Below are 19,414 nucleotides of genomic sequence, written 5' to 3' on the forward strand. Positions count from 1 at the left end.
TCAGGATACGGGGCGGTCGATTCCGAAGAGCGAGCACGTCACGTTGTAGTACTCCTCCGTGATGCCGAGATCGCTCATGCCGATCCTCAGCGCGACGCGCTGCGACGCCGTGTTCTGCGGATGCGTGACCGCCAGCACGCGGTCGAGTCCGCTGTCGAAGGCGTGCTGAAGAACGCGAGTCGCCGCCTCCGTCGCGTAACCGCGACCCCACGCATCCGGATGCAGGTGCCACCCGATCTCGGTCTCACCGGACGGCGGCAGCGGATGGTCGCTACCGGACGCCGGCAGATCCTTCAGCAGCAGGGCGCCGTGCGGATGCCCGGTCTCCAGCTCGGTGATCGCCCAGATTCCGTGCACCGGATGCTCCATCGAGCTGAGCCGTTCGGCGCGCTCGATCGCCTCCGCCCGATCCGTCATCACCAGAGGATCACGTCCGATGAAGCGCTGCACCTCCCAGCGCGAGTACATGTCGAAGAGGAAGTCGACGTCGTCGAGCGTCCAGGGGCGCAGCCGAAGCCGCTCCGTCGTGAGCGTGATCACTGGCGGTCACGCCGCGCGAGGCACGTCGCCGGCGACCTGGTCGTTGTCGATCGAGCCGATGCACTCGACGCAGAACCACTCGCCATCCGCCTCGAGAAAGGCATCCGCCGCGCACACGGCGCATCGGTGGGTGGCCAGCAGCAGGTCGAGGTCGTCGTCTGCCGCCGTGTTCTCGATGATGAACTGCTCGTCTCGGGTCATGTCTCCATGGTCGGACGGCCCACCGACAGACGATTGAGGCTTGCCGGGGAATGCTTGCATTCATCGGCACGCCGATTGAGTCTGTTGAGCGCGCAGCGCGAGCACAGACGATTGAGGCTTGCCGGGGAATGCTTGCATTCATCGGCACGCCGATTGAGCCTGTTGAGCGCGCAGCGCGAGCACAGACGATTGAGGCTTGCCGGGGCAACGCTCGCATTCATCGAGCCTGCTGAGCGCGCAGCGTGACCAACAGAGATTGACACCGCCAGAGCCGCACGAACGGGTCCCGAGTCTGCGCCTGTCGGTGGGCGGCGGTACACCGGGTGCATGAGCGAACTAGTGCAGCACTGGATCGAGGGGTACCTCCGTGCCTGGGAGTCGAATGAGCCGGACGACATTCGCGCCCTGTTCACGGACGACGCCACCTATCGCACCGCGCCGTTCCGGGATCCCTGGCGCGGCGCGGACGACATCGTGACGGAGTGGATCCGCCGCAAGGACGAACCGGGCGACGCAGCGTTCACGTGGGAGCTCTCGGGCGAGGACGGCGATCGCGCGTTCGTCCAAGGGACCACGGTCTACGACGACATCACCTACAGCAATCTGTGGGTGATCGACTTCGCTCCTGACGGGCGCGCCGCCGCGTACACCGAGTGGTGGATGGACCGGGCCTCCCCGCCGGAGTGACGGCTACCGCGCTGCCGCGATCGCCTCGCGCAGCATCCCGTCGCGATCGTTCAGGAGACGGACCGCTTCGGCTCCCTCGAGACCCGTGACCACCACCAGGATGGCCGCCTTCACCCAGCCGTCGACGGAGGCCAGTGCGGCCGCCGCCGTCGCGGCGTCCGTTCCCGTGGCGAGCATGACGATGCGCTCCGACCGGGCACGGAGCTTCTCGTTCGTGGCCCGTACGTCGACCATGAGGTTGCCGTAGACCTTGCCGAGCCGCACCATCGTGAGCGTCGAAATGGTGTTCAGCACGAGCTTCTGCGCCGTTCCCGCCTTCATGCGCGTAGAACCGGTCACCGCCTCAGGACCGACTATCGTCTCGATCGCCACGTCGGACACCTCCCCGATCGCGGATCCCACATTGCACGCGGCGCCAACTGTCGCGGCACCCAGCTCCTTCGCGCGCAACAGCGCGCCGAGCACGTAGGGCGTGCGGCCGGAGGCCGAGATCCCGATGACCGTGTCGTTGCCGCCGACGCCCAGCTCGTCCATCGCCGCGGCCCCTGCGACGTCGTCGTCCTCCGCGTTCTCCACCGCGGTGCGGATGGCCACGTCTCCGCCCGAGATCACCCCGACGACGCGTGACGGATCCATGCCGTACGTCGGCGGGATCTCGCTGGCGTCGAGCACGCCGAGGCGACCGGGTGTCCCCGCACCGACGTACACGATGCGGCCGCCATCGCGCATGCCGGAGACCGCGAGCTCGATGGCCGCGGCGAGCTGCGGTGCTGCCGCGGTGACTGCATCCGGAACCGTCGCGTTCTCCGCGCAGAGCAGTGCGACCTGCTCGTCGAGCGGAAGCAGGTCGAGATCGAGGGTCGCCGGATTGACCGCCTCCGTCGCGAAGGTCGTCAAGCTGTCGCGGAGCTCGCCGCGCTCGTCGTCACTCACTGATGCTCCCGTCGGATACGACGCGGATGCCACTCCCTCCGCATCGCGCGTCGAGACGTGCAGTGGCACGGCGCCTCCCCACACACTATGCGCTGAATGGGGTGCCGGATGCCTCGCCGAGGCTCCAACGGAGACGTCGCCGTGCGAGCCGGGGCGGAGCCTCGGGACGCCTCGCGGTCACGCGGATGCGCCGACGCCACTACCGCCGTCGCGCACGACCCATCGGCCGATGACGACCAGGATCAAACCGATGCCCGCGCCGAGCACCGTCTCGAGCAGGCGGTCGCCGAGCAGCGGACCGACGGCCGTCGTGCGGCCGAGTTCCGACACGGACAGCGCCAGCGGCGTGATGAAGACGAGAGCTGCGGCGTAGAACCATCCGACGAGCAGCTCGGTCACGAACTGGCACACACCGATGGCGACCACGAGCACGCCGTCTGACGGATTCGGCACGAGCAGGACCGCCGCCGCGCCGACGCCGAGTGCGGTTCCGACGATGCGCTCGATGGCCCGCACCGTGGAGTTCGGACCGTGCGGCGGCGGGATCACCGCCGTCAAGCTCACCACCGCCCAGTACGGATGTCCGATCCCGAGGGCCACGGCGATCCCGCCCGCGGCGAGCGCGCCGGTCCCGTTCTGCACAACGGCGAGCCAGACCCGTCGGTTGCGAACGATCGATCGCCTGGTCGTCACGCGCCCGAGAGGGCGGTAGACGCGGGAGAGACGTCCCGGCGTGAGACGTCGCAGCACCCAGCCCGACATGCCGAGGGCCCAGGCGAAGGCGGCGGACAGCACGGCCACGAGCATCCGCTGGCCCAACTCCGAGACCGGGGTCGGAAGCCCGGCGCAGACGAGAAGCGCGAAGACGAAGAACAGCGGCCCGCGAGGGAGGAGGTCGATGGCTGCTGCGACGAGCGTGCCGACAGTGGTCACGGCGATGAGCACGAGCGCAACACCCCAGAGCGGTGCGGCGGCCGCGGCGAGCAGACTGCCCGCCGCGATGCAGAGAACGAGCCCCACCGCGGCGACCGTCATGCTGACCACCCGCTGACGATAGGGCTCGCTGCGTCCGTAGAGAGCGGTGAAGGCCCCGAATGCCGCATAGGCACCCCAGTCCAGACGGCCGATCGCCATCAGGATCAGCAGGGGCACGACCACCGCGACGGCAGCCCGGAACGCCACCTCGACGTCGAGTCCGCGCAGCCGAGGAATGCGCGGCGGCAGGATCCTCATCCGCCGTCCCGCCGACGGGTGGAACGCACCGAGGCGTGAGGCGCTCGGCACGTGTCGGACATGGACTACAGCTTCTCGATCGGGGCGATCTTGATCAGCAGCTTCTTCGCGCCCGCCTTGTCGAACTGCACGTGCGCGACCTTTTTGGCGCCCTCGCCCGTGACGTTCACGACCCGGCCGTCGCCGAAATCGACGTGACGGATGCGATCTCCCACCGCCAGAGTGAGGTCGCCGTTGTCGCGTACCTGGGCCGTTACCCTGTTCGGCCAGGCGTTGGCCGGGACCTCTGGCTTGGCTCCGAACGAGCCGCCCGCACCGGTGAGTCCGCGGTCCGGACCCCGGGTGGGACGGCGTGCGTTCAGCGCGCGGGACTGGGTGCCGCCACGCGAGTTCGCGAATCCGGGCGACTGCCGCCAGTCGATGAGCTCGGCCGGGATCTCCTGCAGATACCGGCTGGGAAGCGCGACCGCGACGTCGCCGAACTGCGCGCGCGTCATGGCCAGCGACAGGTACAGCCGCTGGCGGGCGCGCGTGATGCCCACGTAGAAGAGACGCCGCTCCTCGGCGGGCCCGCCAGGCTCGTTCGCGGACATGCGGTGCGGCAGCAGCTCTTCTTCGACGCCCGTGATGAAGACGGCGTCGTACTCCAGGCCCTTCGCCGTGTGCAGCGTCATGAGCGAGACGGTTCCGCTCGCATCGTCGATCTCGTCGGCGGCGGCAACCAGCGACACCTCGGTGAGGAACTCGACGAGACCGCCCTCCGGGTTGTTCCGCTCGAACTCCTTGGTCACAGCGACGAGCTCTTCGACGTTCTCGGCGCGCGCCTCGTTCTGAGGGTCGCGGCTGGCACGCAACGCGTCGACCAGGCCGGAGCCCTTGATGAGGTGCACGAGCACGTCACTGACCTTTGACTGACCGGCGGGGTTGCCGGGGTCGATCATCTCGGCGCCCGTGTCGAGCAGGGTCGCCAGGTCGACGATCGCCTTGGTCACCTTCGGCCCCATGCCGAGAGACGCCGCATCGCGCATCGCCTGACGGAAAGTGAACCCGTTGGCGTCGGCGTATCCGGCGAGCTGGGTCTCCGTTGCGGGACCGATGCCGCGCTTCGGTGTGTTCAGGATGCGTCGCAGCGCCATCTCGTCAGAAGGATTCGCGACGGCGATGAGGTAGGCCATCGCATCCTTGATCTCGGCGCGCTCGTAGAACTTGGTGCCGCCCATGATGCGGTACGGCAAGGCCGAGCGGATGAAGATCTCCTCCAGCGCACGGGTCTGCGAGTTCGTGCGGTAGAAGACCGCCATCTCGTTGTACGCCATGCCTGCGGAGTGGAGCTTCTCGATCTCATCCGCAACGAACTGCGCCTCGTCGTGCCCCGAATAGCCCGTGTAGCCGATGATCTTCTCGCCGTCGCCGCCCGACGACCACAGCTTCTTGTCCTTGCGGTCGAAGTTGTTGGCGATCACCGAGTTGGCCGCGGAGAGGATGTTCTGCGTCGACCGGTAGTTCTGCTCGAGCAGCACCACCTTGGCGCCGGGGAAGTCGCGCTCGAACTCCGAGATGTTGCGGATGTCCGCACCGCGGAACGCGTAGATCGACTGGTCGGAGTCGCCCACCACGGTCAGGGATGCCCCCGGCACGCGGCCGGTGCCATCCACGAGCCCGCGCATCGTGAAGTCCTTCGCCTCGAGGTCGGCGACCTCCTCGGGCTCGATCGGCTTCGTCAGCTCGTGGATCAGTTCGTATTGAGCGTGGTTCGTGTCCTGGTACTCGTCGACGAGGATGTGCCTGAAGCGCCGCTGGTACAGGGCCGCGATGTGCGGGAAGGCCCTGAACAAATAGACGGTCTGGCCGATGAGGTCGTCGAAGTCGAACGCGTTCGCGCGCTCGAGATCCCGGCTGTACTGCCGGAAGATCTCGAGGAACACGGCCTCCTTGGGATCGGAGCGGTTCGCCGTTCGGGCGAAGGACTCGACATCGGTCAGTTCGTTCTTCAGCTTGGAGATGCGGGCCGCGGCGCTGCCGGGCGTGAACCCGAAGGTGTCGGCCTCGAGCTCCTTGATGATGCGCTTGAGCAGCGCCTTCGAGTCGCCGGAGTCGTAGATGGTGAAGTTGCGGTTGTAGCCGAACTGCTCGGCCTCGCGGCGCAGGATGCGCACGCACGCGGAGTGGAACGTGGAGATCCACATGCCCTGCGCCGTCTCGCCCACGAGCGACTCGACGCGCTCGCGCATCTCGGCCGCCGCCTTGTTCGTGAACGTGATGGCGAGGATCTGGCTGGGCCACGCTTCACGGTTGGCGAGGAGTCCGGCGATGCGGTGTGTCAGAACACGCGTCTTGCCCGAGCCGGCGCCCGCGACGATGAGCAGGGCGGGGCCCCGGTATTCGACGGCCTCGCGCTGCTGCGGGTTCAGGCCGTCGAGCAACGAGTCGCCGGCCGACGCCCCTGATCCGCCGCCGGGCCCGACCCCGGGGCCGACGATTCGAGGGCGGAACGAGTGGTCGTCGGCACCCACGTCGACGCCGTCCAGAATGATCGGAGCGGATGCCCGGAACGCTTCGGGGTCGCGCGTCGCGTCGTCGATAACCGGGGTGTTTTCAGGCGTCGTCATGCTGCATCAAGTCTAGGTGGACCCTCCGACTCCGGGACTCGCCTGCCCAGCCCACCATCGTCGTGGGGCGGCCGAAGCGAGAGGAAGTCGAGTGCTTCCTCACCGGTCCCGATGTCGGTGGCATGCGCCACCCTGGCCCCATGAGCGAATCACCGACGATCGTGCTGGTTCCCGGGTACTGGCTCGGCGGCTGGGCGTGGGATGCCGTCGCCGCCCGCCTGCGCGACCAGGGCTTCCCCGTGACCCAGGTGACGCTTCCGGGCCTCGATTCGGTCGAAACGCCAAGGGCTTCGATCACGCTCGAGGATCACCTGGATGCCGTCGCCGACATCGTGCGCGCCGCCGACTCCCCGGTCGTCCTCGTCGGACATAGTGGCGCCGGCGAGATCGTGACCGGTGTCGCCGACCGGATGCCCGACGCGGTCGCCGCGCTGGTCTTCGTGGACAGCGGACCGTCGAACGACGGAACGGTCAACTCTCCGGACCTCGCCGAGGACGTCACCGAGGTGGCGCTGCCGCCTTGGGACGACCTCACCGCTGCCGGTTCGAGCATCGACGGCCTCGACGAGGCGACACTCCTCCGGTTTCGCGAGCTGGCCGTTCCCGAGCCTGCCGGCCCGATGCGCGAAGCCCTGCGACTGCACGACGAAGGCCGCTACGCGATCCCGGTCACCCTGGTCTGCTCGTCGTTTCCATCCGAGCAGGTGCGACAGCTGATCGCGGCCGGGCATCCGTGGTTCGCGGAGCTGTCGCGGTACGGCTCCGTCGACCTCGTCGACGTCATCACCGGTCACTGGCCGATGTGGTCGAAGCCGGACGACACGGCTGCGGCGATCGCGAACGCCGCGACGGCCTGAACCGGTTGGCGCTGAGGCCTGTGCGGCCTACAGCGCGTCGCGTACGACCACGGCGAGGTCCGGATGGTCGGCGAACACTCCGTCCACCCCGGTGGACATGACCACCTCGAACTCCCGCTGCCAGTCGCCGAAATGCTCGGCGGCACCACCGCGGCGGAAGCGCTTGGACAGGAACCTGTTCTCCGGGCGCAGCGTCCAGGTGTAGATCTCCAGGCCGACGCCGTGCGCACGGTCGACGAGGTCAGTCGTGCCGTCGCCTGCGGCATCCAGCAGAAGCGTTTTGCTCACGCTGATGCCGTCGATCGCGGTCGCCCCTGTTGCCGTCGCCAGGGCGTACAAGCCTGCGCCGTCGATCTCCTGCGCATAGGTCCTGGCCGCCGCCCCGTCTCGCGCCACGGCGTCGTATGGTGCACCGGTCGCCTCGATGAGGTAGACCAACTTGGCCCGCACCGATCGGGCCCGGATGCGTTCCAGCACCGTCCGCTCGAAGGACTCGACGACGAGGCGGCTCTGCGCGTCGCGCCATCCGGAATCCCGCACGGCGGCTGCGAACAGCTCGTCGAGCGGCAGGCCCAGTCGTTCGAAGTACGTCGCGTGCTTGAGTTCGACGACGAGCCCCAGGGTGCGCCCGGCGCGCTCCGACTCGTGATCGACGAGGTCGAACAGCTGCGAGAGGCGCATCACCGGATACTGCCGATCGAAGCTCGAGCTCGCTTGGCGCAGATCCGGCAGGCGCTCCACGGCCCGCAGTGTTGAGAGCTGCGCCCACGTGAAGTCCTCCGTGAACCATCCGGTGCGACGGATGCCGTCCACCGTCTTCGTCGTCCGCAGGTGGGCGAATTCGCTGCGGGAGGCGACATCCGTCGTTGCGGAGATCTCGTTCTCGTGTCGCAGCACGAGAACGCCGTCCTTCGTGGCGACGACATCGGGTTCGACGGCGTCCGCACCCAGCGCGAACGCCAGCTCGTATGACGCCCTGGTGTGCTCGGGGCGGTAGCCGGGCGCTCCCCGATGGCCGATGATCAGGGGCGAACGCGCGGCGGACATGCCGCAGATCTTAGTCACGGCGACCGCCGCGGTTGTGAACGCCCGGCCGCTTCCGCGTCAGCCTTCCTGCGACGTCGTTCATATGCGGCGCTCGGCGCATCATCCGCTCCGCTCGCGGCGGGTGTTCGCAGAGGGCGCACTCAGCGTCCCATTCCCCAGCGGAAGCCCAGCCGCCGACCGTCGCGCACCCGGTAACGTTGCTTCATGGCCCTCTCCAACCCCGCGTTTTCGCGCAATCCGGCGTTCAAGCCGAACAACCCCGTGCCCGGCGCAGCCGTCGCCACGACCGAGACCAATGCGCTCGCCACCGCTGAGGGCATCCAGTCGCTGTACGAGGCACCGGCCGCCACGTCGACCGACACCGGCCGCATGACCTACGAGGACACCATCGTCAAGACGGTGCTTCTGTTCGCCGTCATCCTCGCGACGGCGGTCGTCGGCTGGTTCTTCCCGATCCTCACGCTGCCCGGCGCGATCGCCGGCTTCGTGCTCGGCCTGGTCAACTCGTTCAAGCGCGAGCCGTCGCCCGCTCTGATCCTCACGTACGGTGCAGCGCAGGGCCTCTTCATCGGCGGCATCTCCGGCGTGTTCGAGAGCCTCTGGAACGGCGTGGTCATCCAGGCCGTCCTCGCCACCCTCGCCGTGTTCGCCGTGACGCTCATCCTGTTCGCGAACGGCAAGGTGCGGGCATCCGCTCGGGCCACCAAGGTCTTCCTCGTCGCGATGGTCGGCTATCTGCTGTTCAGCGTGGTCAACCTGGTCATCATGGCCTTCGGCGGTTTCGGCGCGGGCAGCGGCGGAGCGTTCGGCGCGCTGTCGGTGCCCATCCCGTGGCTCTTCGGCATTCCGCTCGGCGTCATCGTCGGCATCGTGGCCGTGCTGCTGGCGGCCTACTCGCTCGTGCTCGACTTCGACTTCATCCAGAACGGCGTGAAGAACCGCGCCCCTCGGATCATGGGCTGGTACGGCGCGTTCGGCCTCGCGGTCACGCTGATCTGGCTCTACGTCGAGTTCCTGCGCCTCTTCGCGATCATCGCAGGTGGCGCCAGGAACTGACCGGCTTCACACGAAAGCGGGGTCGTCCTTCTGGGCGGCCCCGTTTTCGTGTCGTTCGCGACTCAGTACCCCAGGGATGACACTGCCGAGCGGATCGCGTCCGCCGCAGGCGGGCCCCAACGCAGTGCGCTGACGGATTCCGCGACACGCCCGGGTTGCACGAATCGCGCCCGGCCGATAACCTCGACGAGTCCTGTCCGCCGTGTTGGGAAGTCCATTGATCTGATTCGTCGCCTGAAGCGTTCTGTTCACGCGCTGATCCGACGATCCTTCCCGCCATGCCTCATCAGGCATCGAGCACTGGGCATCGAGCACTCCGTGCTTCTGCGTCCGGCTCCTGCATCCGGCAGCGGCATCCGGTCCTCCCACCTCGTCGAGGGCCCTCGTTGTTCAGCGCACCCCCATCTCCTCGGGAGTCGCTCATGTCAACACCACTCAACTCATCGGTCGTGCTCGACCGTCTCACGTTCGCCTGGCCAGACGGATCCGTCGCACTGGACTCGGTCTCCGGCGCTTTCGGCAGCGGACGCACAGGTCTGGTCGGCCGCAACGGCTCCGGCAAGTCGACGCTGCTGCGCCTGATCGCCGGCGAACTGACCCCCACCTCGGGGTCGGTCGCAGCGACCGGCGACGTCGCCTACCTGCCGCAGCAGCTCACGCTCGACACGGATGCGAGGGTCGCCGCGCTCCTCGGCGTCGCCGAGCCCCTCGACGCCGTGCGGGCGATCACCGCCGGCGACGTCGACCCCGCGCACTTCGACGCGGTCGGCGACGACTGGGATGTCGAGGCGCGCGCGCAGGTCGCACTCGCCGACGCCGGCCTGGATCCGTCGTTCCTCGACCGCACGGTCGGCGAGCTGTCGGGAGGCGAGGCCGTGCTGGTTGCCGTGGCGGGCATCCGTCTGCGGCGCGCCCTGATCACGCTGCTCGACGAGCCGACCAACAACCTCGACCGTGACGCGCGTGCGCGGCTGGGTGAGATGGTGCGCGGCTGGCGCGGAACGCTGATCGTCGTCAGCCACGACACCTCGCTGCTCGAGCTCATGGATGACACGGCCGAGCTCTACGGCAGCTCGCTGAGCGTGTTCGGCGGTCCGTACTCGCAGTGGCGCGCGTGGCTGGATGCCGAGCAGGATGCGGCGCGGCAAGCCGAGAAGGACGCCAAACAGGCGTTCAAGAAGGAGAAGCGGCAGCGCATCGAGGCGGAGACGAAGCTCGCTGCCCGGGCCCGCATGGCCAAGAAGGCGGAGGTCGAGAAGCGGGTGCCGAAGATCGTCGCGCACGGCCGCCGGATGGGAGCGGAGGTCTCGGCCGGCAAGCTGCGCACCGAGGTCGCGGGCAAGGAGGAGACCGCCAGGCAGGCGCTCGACGACGCCGGCCACCGGGTGCGTGACGACGCGTCCATGAAGATCGTGCTGCCGGATCCCGGACTGTCGTCGGCCAGGCGCATCGCCACGCTCGGGGATGTCTCCCGGTCGTGGTCCATCCAGGGTCCGGAGCGGGTCGCGCTGATCGGACGCAACGGCGTCGGCAAGACGACGCTGCTACGGAAGCTGGTGCCGGAGTCCGGCGCCGCCGAAGCCTTCGACCTGCATCCCGACCTGCGAGCCAACGCCCACACCGACCGGATCGGCTACCTGTCGCAGCGGGTGGACGGCCTGGATGACGCGGCATCCGTCGTCGAGAACGTCGCGGCGGCCGCCCCTCACGTACCCGAGAAGGAGCTGCGCAACCAGCTGGCCCGATTCCTCATCCGAGGCACGGCGATGGATCGCCCGGTCGGAGCGCTCTCCGGTGGTGAGCGCTTCCGGGTGGCGCTGGCCACGCTGCTGCTCGCGGATCCGGCGCCGCACCTCGTGATCCTCGACGAGCCGACGAACAACCTCGATCTCGACACGGTCGGGCAACTGGTCGATGCGCTGCGCGCGTACCGCGGCGCCGTCGTCGTCGTGAGCCATGACGACGCGTTCCTCGAACAGCTGGAACTCGACCTGACGCTGGAACTGGACGGCGAGGGGCGGCTCACCGAGGTCTGACTACTCCCACTCGATGGTGGCCGGGGGCTTCGACGTCACGTCGAGGACCACCCGGTTCACGCCCTCCACCTCGTTGGTGATGCGGTTCGAGATGCGTGCCAGCACGTCGTACGGCAGGCGAGTCCAGTCTGCGGTCATCGCATCCTCGCTGGAGACCGGACGCAGCACGATCGGATGCCCGTACGTGCGTCCGTCGCCCTGCACGCCCACCGAGCGCACATCCGCGAGCAGCACGACGGGGCACTGCCAGATCGTGCCGTCGAGGCCGGCGGCGGTGAGCTCGTGGCGGGCGATGGCATCCGCCTTGCGCAGCAGGTCGAGCCGGTCGCGAGTCACCTCGCCGATGATGCGGATGCCCAGCCCCGGCCCCGGGAACGGCTGACGGGCCACGATGGCCTCCGGCAGTCCCAGCTCGCGGCCCACCGCGCGGACCTCGTCCTTGAACAGGGTGCGCAGCGGCTCGACGAGTTCGAACTGCAGGTCCTCAGGCAGGCCGCCGACGTTGTGGTGGCTCTTGATGTTCGCGGTGCCGGTTCCGCCGCCTGATTCGACGACGTCCGGATACAGCGTGCCCTGCACGAGGAACTTGATCGGGTCCCCAGCCGCCTTCGCCTCGTCCACCAGGTCGCGCTGCACCTGTTCGAACGCGCGGATGAACTCGCGACCGATGATCTTGCGCTTCTGCTCCGGGTCGGTGACGCCGGCGAGTTCGCCGAGGAACGTGTCAGCGGCCTCGACGGTGATCAGCCGCACGCCTGTGGACGCCACGTAGTCCTTCTCGACCTGCTCGCGCTCACCTTCGCGCAGAAGCCCGTGGTCGACGAAAACGGCCGTGAGCTGGTCGCCGACCGCACGATGCACGAGAGCCGTCGACACCGCGGAGTCCACGCCGCCGGAGAGCGCCGAGATGACCCGGCCCGTTCCGACCTGCGCACGGATCGCGGCCACCTGCTGCTCGATGACGTTCTCGCTGTTCCAGTCGGCCGGAATGCCCGCCGCCCTGTGCAGGAAGTTCTCCAGCACCGCCTGCCCATACGCGGAGTGCTTGACCTCCGGATGCCACTGCACGCCGTACAGACGACGAGCGTCGTTCGCGAACGCGGCAACCGGCGTGGAGTCCGTCGAGGCGAGCACCTCGAATCCGTCGGGCGCCTTCGTCACCGAGTCGCCGTGGCTCATCCAGGCCGTCTGGTCGGCGGGCTGGCCGTCGAGCAGCGTGCCGGCATCCGTGATGCGCACGTCGGTGGATCCGTACTCGCGTGCACCGGTCTTCGAGACCTCGCCGCCGAGCGCGGTCGCCATCACCTGGAATCCGTAGCAGATGCCGAGCGTCGGTACCCCGAGCTCGAAGATCGCCGGATCGAAGCTCGGCGCACCCTCTTCGTAGACGCTCGAGGGCCCTCCGGAGAGCACGATGCCCGCCGGCTGCTTCGCCTCGACCTCCGCCGCCGTGATGGTGTGCGGCACGATCTCGGAGTACACGGATGCCTCGCGCACCCGTCGAGCGATCAGCTGCGCGTACTGCGCCCCGAAGTCGACGACGAGCACCGGATGCTCGCCCGCGTTCCCGGCTGCGTTCAGCGCTGCATTCTCGGCTGCGTTCACGTTAATGGGATGCCTCCACCTTGGGCTCGGATGCCGACGGAACCGGATTCTCGGCGAGGAACCGCTTCACCTGCTTGGTGATGAAGTGCTCGACGATGAACGACATGAACGGCACGACGCCGCCCAGAGCGATCTGCACGAATTTCGTGAACGACATGCGCATGAGCGACCACAGGCGGAAGTCGGCGATCAGGTAGAGCACGTACAACCATCCATGGGCGATCAGGATCGCCGTCGACACGTCGAAGCCCGCCTGTGCGGTGTTCGACGGATCGTAGTGCACGAGCGAGACGATGGGCTGACCGGGCGCGAACGCGTACACGGAGTACCCGACGCCGTACTTCAGGATCATCTCCGCAACAAGCAGCAGCAACATGACGCCGGTGATGTACGCGGTGACACGGTAGAACGTCAGCGCACCCGGAATCTTCGGGATGTCGACGGCCCGAGGGCGGGCCGAATTCGCCGAGCGCAACTGCTCGATCGTGCGTTGGAGCAGGCTGCCGCCTTCTGTGTTCTGAGGGGGGTTCGGCATGGGATCCAGTTTAGTTCTGCTCGGTTTCGGTTCCGCCGGTGGCCGGTTGGCCCACCGGTTCGCCGCGCCAGGCGGCCAGCGCCGCCTCGTACGCGGTCTCTGCGTCTTCGCGCTGCTTCTCCCACGCATCCTTCACGACGCGGTACCAGAGGAAGATCGCGAAGCCGGCGAAGATGGCCCACTCCGCCGCGTAGAAGATGTTCAGCCAGTTCACGGTGGCCTGCTCGATGGGCGGCGGCGAGTAGATCGCGGTCAGCCCGGCCGGGGGCGTTCCGTGCTCCACGAGATAAGAGCTGTACACGTCGGAGTCTCCGATGCCGTGCCACGTGTTCACCAGTGCGGCCACCGCCATGTCCTTCATCGCGAAGGGGTCGGTGTTCTCCTTCGGCGCCTCCGGCGCCTCCGATGGCAGCAGGCGTCCGGTGAGCGTGACGGGCGTCTCCGGCTGGTTGCGCAACTGCGCGATCGCGGCCTTCGCCTTCTGTTCCGTCGGCGCCCAGCCCCGAGCCACTGCCAGCTGCGCGGTCTTGCCGTCGGCGTCATCCGCGGCCGGGGTGAAGCGGGCGATCACCCAGTAGCCGGCTGCGCCGTCGTTGAGGCGACCGACGAGTATTCCGTAGTCCGTCGCCGAGAAGGTGCCGCGCGAGGTCACCAACTGCCCAACGCCTGCGGTCGTGGGCGGTGAGTTCACGGTGGCGATCTCGTTCAGCGGCTTGACGGTCTCGGTCGGATGCTCCACCACATGCCCCGACTCCACCGCGCGTTCCAGCTGCCACTGGCCGAGCCACGCGAACGCTCCCGCGATGACCAGGGCCAGCAGGAGTGCTGCGATCCACTTGGGCCGCACCATGGTGCGCGCAAGGGACTCGATCCTCGGCGGCGCGGGTTTCGCCGCTGGGGGGTTGTTGCCGGAGATGTCAGTTCTGCTTTCGTCTGTCGTCGGCGTCCGTCTGGCGCATCGCCTCTTCGACGATGCGGTCGATCGCCGCCTTGCTGGGTTCGCCTGTGCGCGTGTCTGCGCCGTCGGCATCCCCGCCGTCCGACTCGTCGCCCTCGTCGTCGAGCTGACCGCTGGTCACCGCGTCGACGAGCGCGGCCTCTTCGTCGAGAACGGGGTTGCGCTCCTTCGCCGCGCGTCGACGCGGCTTGATGAGTGCAGCACCGATCCTCTCAGAGTTGGCTGTGAGCACCGGTCCGAGGATGGCCATGATGAGCACGTAGAGGCCGGCGAACGGCTCCAGCTTCTCGTTGAGGCCCGCGGCGAGCGAGAGCGTGGCGAGGATCAGGGTGAACTCGCCCCGGTTCATCAGCACGGCGGCGATGTTGATGCCGTCTCGGGTGTCGAGCCGGTTGAACAGCGCGATCAGCTGGCCGGAGACCACGTTGAGCACGACCGTGAGCACGATGGCGATCACCACGATCCACGCCACGCTGCCGAACTCGGCAACGTTCAGAGCTAGCCCGAAGTTCAGGAAGAAGAACGCAGCGAAGACATCGCGCAGCGGTATCGAGATGCGCTCGATCTTGCCGGAGAAGCGAGTCGCTCCCAGCACGAGGCCGATGAGGAACGCGCCGATGGCATCCGTCACTCCGATGAGCTCTCCGAGGCCGGCGAACAGCACGGCCAGGCCGAAGAAGAGGATCGTGAACAGCTCGTCGTCGCGCGTGCGGAAGAACCGCGAGAGGAATCGCCCGCCGTACCTTGCGACCGTGAACATGACGACGAGGAAGGCGGCCGCGATCGTCAATTGCAGCACAACGGGCCAGAACTCCGTCTGCCCGCTCAGCACGACGGAGACGATCGCGAGGTAGACGGCGATGAAGACGTCGCCGATCACCGTCGCCCCGAGGATGGCGGGGGTCTCGTTGTTCGCCAGGCGGCCCAGCTCGATGAGCATTTTCGTGATGATGGCGCTGGATGACGTGCCGACCATGCCGGCGATGATCAGCGCCTCGCGGGTGCCCCAGCCGACGAACTCGCCGAACAGGAAGCCGATGCCCATGTTCAGCACGATGTACGTGCCGCCGGAGATGAGGAGGCGGCCTGCGTTGCCGAAGAACTCGTCCTGGTCGAACTCCAGGCCGAGATTGAACAACAGCAGGATCAGGCCGAAAACGGCGATCAGGCCGATGTCGCCCGAGTCGAAGTTCAACGGGAAGAAACCGGTGTTCGGGCTCGCGAGCAGGCCGACCACCATGTAGATCGGGATCGCGGGAAGTCCGATGAGCTTGCCGAGCCGGCCGAGCACGTAGGCGATCACGAAGAGTGCGCCGAGCACCATGAGATCGGTGGCGACGGAATCCGTCGCGTGCGACGCGGCGGCCACTGCCGCGTGCGGCGCAGTGAGTCGAGCGGCGATGTCGTCGCCGAGGGCGGAAGAGAAAGCGGGCACGACGGCGACGGTCACGTCACACTCCGGGCGGAGCGTCGGCGAGGGCTGGCTTGGCCACCTCGCCCGTGCGGAAGTACGTGAACGCCTTGGCGACCTTCTCGGGCGAGCCGGCGACGACCAGGGTGTCGCCCGGGAAGACCTTGAAGTCGGCGGCCGGTGCCGGGTTGGTCGAATCTCCGCGCACGACGGCAACGACGGTCAGGCCGACCATGCCGACCTCGGCCGGGCTGCCGAGACGCTGACCGGCGATGTAGTCCTCGTAGTCGACGGTGAACCAGTCGATGGACAGGCCCGGGATTTGATCGAGCGCCGTCAGCGACTCGGTGATCTGCGTTCCGCCGAGCAGCTCGGCGAGGGTGTGCGCCTCGTCTTCGTTGAGGCGAAGAGACACCTTGGTCACATTGGCCGTGTCTTCGTTGTCCGAGAACGTGATGAGGTCTGAGTGCCCGGAGCGGTGAGCGATGACGCCTACTTTGCCGCCGTCATCCGTGATGAATGTGTGCAGCACACCGACCCCGGGAAGCTTCACCCGTCGAACGTCAACCATCGTGTGGACTCCCGTGCATCTGCGTCTTTCCAGTCTAGTCAGCGGTCCGCGGCCCGCCGCCCGGCGGGCCTCCGCCCTGGGTGAACGCGGTCTCCGCGCCCTGCCCCGATGCGGGTGTCAGCGCGACTGCCCCTCACCCCAGGTCAGGGGCCTCCAGGCGGACACGGTCGGCGGATGCGTCATCCGGCTGCTCCTGCGACGCGCGCTCGGCAGTGACACGGCGCAGGTAATAGGCGATCTCGCGCTCGATGCGCTCCTCGTCCCAGCCGAGCTCCTCGCCCATGAGGCGTGCGGCGACGGGCGCGGCTGACACGCCGCGATCCCACGCCTCGATCGAGATGCGCGTGCGGCGCGCGAGCACGTCGTCCACGTGCAGCGCTCCTTCGTGCGATGTCGCGTAGACCACCTCGGCTGCGACGTAGTCGTCGGCACCGGGCAGCGGCTCGGCGAGTTCCGGCCGGCTCACGATGAGGTCCAGCACCTCCTGCGCGAGGGTTCCATATCGGTTCAGCAGGTGCTCGACGCGAGTGACATGGATGCCGGCCTTGCGCGCGATCCGCGCCCTGCGGTTCCACGCTGCGCGGTATCCGACGGCGCCGACGAGCGGGATCTCGGCAGTGGCGGATACCGGCACCTTGCCGTCGAGAGCGGACGCGGCCGCGTCGATGGCATCCTTCGCCATGACCCGATACGTGGTCCACTTGCCGCCGGCGATCACGACCAGGCCGGGGACCGCGTGCGCGACGATGTGCTCGCGCGACAGCTTGGACGTCTGGTCGGACTCGCCGGCCAGCAGCGGACGCAGCCCGGCGTAGACGCCCTCGACGTCCTCCCGGGTGAGCGGCACGCCGAGCACCGCGTTCACGTGGCCCAGCAGGTAGTCGATGTCTGCGGCCGTCGCGGCCGGATGCGCCTTGTCGAGCTTCCAGTCGGTGTCCGTCGTGCCGATCAACCAGTGCCTACCCCACGGGATGACGAAGAGCACGCTCTTCTCGGTGCGCAGCAGCAGCCCCGACGCCGACTGGAACCGGTCTCGCGGCACGACCAGGTGGATGCCCTTGGACGCGCGCACCTTGAACTGGCCGCGCTCGCCGACCATGGACTGGGTGTCATCCGTCCACACGCCAGTGGCGTTCACGACCTGCTTCGCGCGGATCTCGAACAGCTCGCCCGTCTCGCGATCCCGCGCCCGAACGCCGACGACCCGCTCGCCCACCTTGAGGAATCCCTCGACTCGTACGCGGTTGGCCACGTGTGCACCGTAGTGCGCCGCCGTGCGGGCGACGGACGCGGTGTACCGTGCGTCGTCCACCTGGGCGTCGTAGTACGTGATGCCCCCGATGTAGGCATCCGCCGCCAGCGATGGGGACAGCTTGCGCACCTGGTTGCGGGTGAGGTGCCTGTGGTGCGGCACTCCCGGCGGACGCAGGCCGGTGTAGCTGAACAGGTCGTAGAGAAGCATCCCGCTGCCGATGTAGAAGCGCTCGATGACCCGGCGCTTCAGCGGGTAGAGGAACCGCACGGGCTTCACCAGGTGCGGGGCCAGCTGCTGCAGGAGCAGTCCTCGCTCGATCAGCGCCTCGCGCACCAGCCGGAAGTCGAGCTGTTCGAGGTAGCGGATGCCGCCGTGCACGAGCTTGGACGACCGGCTTGAGGTTCCCGACGCCCAGTCCCGCTGCTCGACGAGACCCACGCTGAGGCCGCGGGTCACGGCGTCGAGGGCGGATCCGGTTCCCACGATCCCGCCGCCGATGACGAGCACGTCCAGTTCGTCGGCGCGCATCGCGGCGATGGCCTCGGCGCGCTGGGCGGGTCCGAGCTTCGCGGACTGTTCGATCGGCTCACGGCTGGCCATGGACGAGCTCTCCTTGCGGACGACGTGCTGGTGCGGTGCGGATGCGCCTCAGTGCCGGTGTCGCGGTTCAGTGCCCCTGGTACGGGGCGACGACGACCTCGACGCGCTGGAACTCCTTGAGGTCCGAGTATCCGGTGGTGGCCATAGAACGGCGCAGCGCGCCGACGAGGTTCGCGGTGCCGTCGGCGACGCGGGCTGGTCCGTACAGGATCTCCTCGAGCGTGCCGGTCTGGCCCACCTCGACGCGGTGTCCGCGCGGCAGCTGGGGATGGTGTGACTCGGCACCCCAGTGCCAGCCGCCTCCAGGGGCGTCGGTGGCGCGAGCCAGCGTCGTGCCGAGCATGACGGCATCCGCGCCGCAGGCGATCGCCTTGACGACGTCGCCTGAGGAGCCGAGGCCGCCGTCGGCGATGACGTGCACGTAGCGGCCGCCCGACTCGTCGAGGTAGTCGCGGCGAGCGCCGGCGACGTCGGCGACGGCGGTCGCCATGGGCGCGTGGATGCCGAGGGTCGCCCTGGTCGTTGACGCCGCGCCTCCGCCGAATCCCACGAGCACGCCAGCGGCGCCGGTGCGCATGAGGTGCAGAGCGGCGGTGTAGGTCGCTGCGCCACCGACGATGACGGGGACGTCGAGCTCGTAGATGAACTTCTTGAGGTTGAGCGGCTGCTGATTCTTGGAGACGTGCTCGGCCGAGACTGTCGTGCCGCGGATGACGAACAGGTCGACACCCGCCTCGACGACGGTCTTGTAGAACTCCTGGGTGCGCTGCGGCGAGAGTGATCCTGCGACCGTGACCCCGCCCTCGCGGATCTCGGCCAGACGGTCGCGGATCAGCTCGGCCTTGATCGGCTCCGAGTAGATCTGCTGCATGCGGTTCGTGGCCTGCGCCGGCGGCAGCGATCGGATCTCCGCGAGCACGGGCTCCGGATCCTCGTACCGCGTCCACACGCCCTCGAGGTCGAGCACTCCGAGACCGCCGAGCTGGCCGATCATGATCGCGGTCGCCGGCGAGACGACGGAGTCCATCGGCGCCGCGATGATGGGTACCTCGAACGTGTAGGCGTCGATGGTCCACGAGATCGACACGTCTTCCGGGTCGCGAGTGCGGCGGCTCGGCACCACGGCGACGTCGTCGAACGCATAGACGCGTCGAGCTCGTTTGGCACGGCCGATCTCGATTTCCATGGTCACCCGGCAAGTCTAGAGGCGATTGAAGCGTGGAGGAGGGGAGCGCCTCTGCTCACGTCCTCCACGCTGATTGAGCCTCTGAGCGGCGCAG

At 68.2% G+C, this 19,414-nt stretch carries 17 protein-coding genes; 4 read left to right on the plus strand and 13 right to left on the minus strand.

Annotated features, from left to right (window positions below; genetic code table 11):
• Positions 1–540: a GNAT family N-acetyltransferase gene (locus HII28_RS07800; RefSeq protein ID WP_170024880.1), complete on the minus strand. Its 540-nt coding sequence runs from the start codon at positions 538–540 to the stop codon at positions 1–3.
• Between the two features lie 6 nt (positions 541–546).
• Positions 547–741 (minus strand): hypothetical protein, encoded by a 195-nt coding sequence (locus HII28_RS07805; RefSeq protein ID WP_170024881.1) that lies wholly within the window; start codon positions 739–741, stop codon positions 547–549.
• 327 nt (positions 742–1,068) lie between these two features.
• On the opposite strand from HII28_RS07805, the gene HII28_RS07810 reads away from it, so the two are divergent.
• Positions 1,069–1,428 (plus strand): nuclear transport factor 2 family protein, encoded by a 360-nt coding sequence (locus HII28_RS07810; protein WP_170024882.1) that lies wholly within the window; start codon positions 1,069–1,071, stop codon positions 1,426–1,428.
• A 3-nt stretch (positions 1,429–1,431) separates the two neighbouring features.
• Here the strand turns inward: HII28_RS07810 and murQ are convergent, their stop codons facing one another.
• The 3 genes from murQ to HII28_RS07825 all read right to left on the minus strand — a co-directional run bounded on the left by murQ (position 1,432) and on the right by HII28_RS07825 (position 6,203).
• Entirely contained in the window at positions 1,432–2,430 is a 999-nt protein-coding gene (gene murQ / locus HII28_RS07815) for an N-acetylmuramic acid 6-phosphate etherase (RefSeq protein ID WP_346769233.1), read from the minus strand.
• A 108-nt stretch (positions 2,431–2,538) separates the two neighbouring features.
• On the minus strand, positions 2,539–3,594 hold the full coding sequence (locus tag HII28_RS07820; RefSeq protein WP_170024883.1) for an FUSC family protein: 1,056 nt from the start codon (positions 3,592–3,594) through the stop codon (positions 2,539–2,541).
• A gap of 65 nt (positions 3,595–3,659) precedes the next feature.
• Positions 3,660–6,203, minus strand: a complete 2,544-nt coding sequence (locus HII28_RS07825; protein WP_170024884.1) for a UvrD-helicase domain-containing protein — start codon at positions 6,201–6,203, stop codon at positions 3,660–3,662.
• A 140-nt stretch (positions 6,204–6,343) separates the two neighbouring features.
• Here HII28_RS07825 and HII28_RS07830 point away from each other — a divergent pair, with 140 nt between their 5' ends.
• Entirely contained in the window at positions 6,344–7,060 is a 717-nt protein-coding gene (locus HII28_RS07830) for an alpha/beta hydrolase (protein WP_170024885.1), read from the plus strand.
• A 27-nt stretch (positions 7,061–7,087) separates the two neighbouring features.
• Here HII28_RS07830 and HII28_RS07835 read toward each other — a convergent pair whose 3' ends face one another.
• A complete protein-coding gene (locus tag HII28_RS07835) occupies positions 7,088–8,107 on the minus strand; it encodes a glycerophosphodiester phosphodiesterase family protein (protein WP_170024886.1) in 1,020 nt (339 codons plus the stop codon).
• A 204-nt stretch (positions 8,108–8,311) separates the two neighbouring features.
• Between HII28_RS07835 and HII28_RS07840 the strand changes: the two genes are divergently transcribed.
• Positions 8,312–9,163 (plus strand): Bax inhibitor-1/YccA family protein, encoded by an 852-nt coding sequence (locus tag HII28_RS07840; protein WP_170024887.1) that lies wholly within the window; start codon positions 8,312–8,314, stop codon positions 9,161–9,163.
• Between the two features lie 422 nt (positions 9,164–9,585).
• Positions 9,586–11,199: an ATP-binding cassette domain-containing protein gene (locus HII28_RS07845; RefSeq protein ID WP_170024888.1), complete on the plus strand. Its 1,614-nt coding sequence runs from the start codon at positions 9,586–9,588 to the stop codon at positions 11,197–11,199.
• Here HII28_RS07845 and guaA read toward each other — a convergent pair whose 3' ends face one another.
• The 7 genes from guaA to HII28_RS07880 form a co-directional block, all read right to left on the minus strand.
• A complete protein-coding gene (gene guaA, locus HII28_RS07850) occupies positions 11,200–12,780 on the minus strand; it encodes a glutamine-hydrolyzing GMP synthase (protein ID WP_170026027.1) in 1,581 nt (526 codons plus the stop codon). It abuts the gene before it with no gap.
• A gap of 25 nt (positions 12,781–12,805) precedes the next feature.
• Complete coding sequence (locus HII28_RS07855) at positions 12,806–13,339, minus strand: DUF3817 domain-containing protein (RefSeq protein WP_170024889.1); 534 nt, start codon at positions 13,337–13,339, stop codon at positions 12,806–12,808.
• Positions 13,340–13,349: 10 nt separating this feature from the next.
• Positions 13,350–14,189, minus strand: a complete 840-nt coding sequence (locus tag HII28_RS07860; RefSeq protein WP_170024890.1) for an SURF1 family cytochrome oxidase biogenesis protein — start codon at positions 14,187–14,189, stop codon at positions 13,350–13,352.
• A gap of 67 nt (positions 14,190–14,256) precedes the next feature.
• Positions 14,257–15,621: a cation:proton antiporter gene (locus tag HII28_RS07865; RefSeq protein WP_170026028.1), complete on the minus strand. Its 1,365-nt coding sequence runs from the start codon at positions 15,619–15,621 to the stop codon at positions 14,257–14,259.
• Positions 15,622–15,748: 127 nt separating this feature from the next.
• The gene (locus HII28_RS07870) at positions 15,749–16,279 is read right to left on the minus strand and encodes a TrkA C-terminal domain-containing protein (RefSeq protein ID WP_170024891.1); all 531 of its coding nucleotides are present in this window, start codon (positions 16,277–16,279) and stop codon (positions 15,749–15,751) included.
• Between the two features lie 133 nt (positions 16,280–16,412).
• Positions 16,413–18,134: a glycerol-3-phosphate dehydrogenase/oxidase gene (locus HII28_RS07875; RefSeq protein ID WP_170024892.1), complete on the minus strand. Its 1,722-nt coding sequence runs from the start codon at positions 18,132–18,134 to the stop codon at positions 16,413–16,415.
• 67 nt (positions 18,135–18,201) lie between these two features.
• Complete coding sequence (locus HII28_RS07880) at positions 18,202–19,320, minus strand: GuaB3 family IMP dehydrogenase-related protein (protein WP_170026029.1); 1,119 nt, start codon at positions 19,318–19,320, stop codon at positions 18,202–18,204.
• Between the last annotated feature and the right edge of the window lie 94 nt (positions 19,321–19,414).

Source organism: Planctomonas sp. JC2975 (genome assembly GCF_012985205.1).
Taxonomy (GTDB): Bacteria; Actinomycetota; Actinomycetes; order Actinomycetales; family Microbacteriaceae; genus Humibacter.

Excerpts from the sequence above, each read along its gene's own strand:
- HII28_RS07825 (WP_170024884.1), bottom strand. The coding sequence starts at position 6,203 with ATGACGACGCCTGAAAACACCCCGGTTATCGACGACGCGACGCGCGAC.
- HII28_RS07880 (WP_170026029.1), bottom strand. The coding sequence starts at position 19,320 with ATGGAAATCGAGATCGGCCGTGCCAAACGAGCTCGACGCGTCTATGCG.
- HII28_RS07865 (WP_170026028.1), bottom strand. The coding sequence starts at position 15,621 with ATGGTGCTCGGCGCACTCTTCGTGATCGCCTACGTGCTCGGCCGGCTC.
- HII28_RS07840 (WP_170024887.1), top strand. The coding sequence starts at position 8,312 with ATGGCCCTCTCCAACCCCGCGTTTTCGCGCAATCCGGCGTTCAAGCCG.
- HII28_RS07805 (WP_170024881.1), bottom strand. The coding sequence starts at position 741 with ATGACCCGAGACGAGCAGTTCATCATCGAGAACACGGCGGCAGACGAC.
- HII28_RS07875 (WP_170024892.1), bottom strand. The coding sequence starts at position 18,134 with ATGGCCAGCCGTGAGCCGATCGAACAGTCCGCGAAGCTCGGACCCGCC.
- HII28_RS07810 (WP_170024882.1), top strand. The coding sequence starts at position 1,069 with ATGAGCGAACTAGTGCAGCACTGGATCGAGGGGTACCTCCGTGCCTGG.
- HII28_RS07860 (WP_170024890.1), bottom strand. The coding sequence starts at position 14,189 with ATGGTGCGGCCCAAGTGGATCGCAGCACTCCTGCTGGCCCTGGTCATC.
- HII28_RS07855 (WP_170024889.1), bottom strand. The coding sequence starts at position 13,339 with ATGCCGAACCCCCCTCAGAACACAGAAGGCGGCAGCCTGCTCCAACGC.
- HII28_RS07830 (WP_170024885.1), top strand. The coding sequence starts at position 6,344 with ATGAGCGAATCACCGACGATCGTGCTGGTTCCCGGGTACTGGCTCGGC.
- HII28_RS07820 (WP_170024883.1), bottom strand. The coding sequence starts at position 3,594 with ATGAGGATCCTGCCGCCGCGCATTCCTCGGCTGCGCGGACTCGACGTC.
- HII28_RS07870 (WP_170024891.1), bottom strand. The coding sequence starts at position 16,279 with ATGGTTGACGTTCGACGGGTGAAGCTTCCCGGGGTCGGTGTGCTGCAC.
- HII28_RS07845 (WP_170024888.1), top strand. The coding sequence starts at position 9,586 with ATGTCAACACCACTCAACTCATCGGTCGTGCTCGACCGTCTCACGTTC.
- HII28_RS07835 (WP_170024886.1), bottom strand. The coding sequence starts at position 8,107 with ATGTCCGCCGCGCGTTCGCCCCTGATCATCGGCCATCGGGGAGCGCCC.